The organism is Vibrio sp. Vb2131 (assembly GCF_033338535.1).
GTDB classification, from domain to species: domain Bacteria; phylum Pseudomonadota; class Gammaproteobacteria; order Enterobacterales; family Vibrionaceae; genus Vibrio; species Vibrio alginolyticus.
This window is the reverse complement of record NZ_JAWOSW010000086.1, coordinates 1-658: the sequence shown is the minus strand read 5'-3', so window position 1 is coordinate 658 and position 658 is coordinate 1. Positions and strand designations below refer to the sequence as shown.

Genomic DNA, 658 nt, shown 5'->3' with positions numbered 1-658 from the left:
ACCATACACAGTAAAAAAACGTAAGCCTGTTGTAGGAAGTTGATAGAGATGAGAATAACTATGCGCCATCAATTCATTAGATTTTTTAGTCGCTGCATATAAAGAAACGGGGTGATCAACATTATCCGATGTAGAGAAAGGCACTTTATTGTTTAAGCCGTAAACGGAGCTGGAAGATGCATATATGAAATGCTTGATATGGCTTTTACGACAAGCTTCTAAGACGTTTAAAAATCCACTTAAATTCGATTCAGCGTAACAATGTGGGTTTACAAGTGAATATCTAACACCAGCCTGTGCGGCAAGATGGATAACTCTGTCAAACTTTTCTTTCTCAAATAAACGTTCTATTTCATTTTTATTTGATATATCCATATTAAAGAATCGAAACAATGGATTTTTTATAAAATTCAATCTTGCATACTTTAACTCAACATCATAATAGTCATTGATATTATCAATACCTATAACCTCATTTCCTAATGAGTTTAGTTTTCTAATAGTTGCACTACCAATAAAACCTGCCGCACCTGTAACTAAGTACTTCATAAATTAACACCATAAGACGCATACAACAAAAATAGTAGTAATTTATTGATATGTAAAGCTAATCAACTAGCGATACCTCTTGGTTATATTGAATTTAATGATGCTGTGA

The 658-nt window shown here is 32.5% G+C and carries 1 protein-coding gene; it reads right to left on the bottom strand.

Going from position 1 to position 658, the window contains the following annotated elements; all coding sequences use genetic code 11:
* The coding region (locus R7E38_RS23010) for an NAD-dependent epimerase/dehydratase family protein (RefSeq protein ID WP_318082156.1) at window positions 1-549 on the bottom strand (549 nt) is incomplete at its 3' end.
* Between the last annotated feature and the right edge of the window lie 109 nt (window positions 550-658).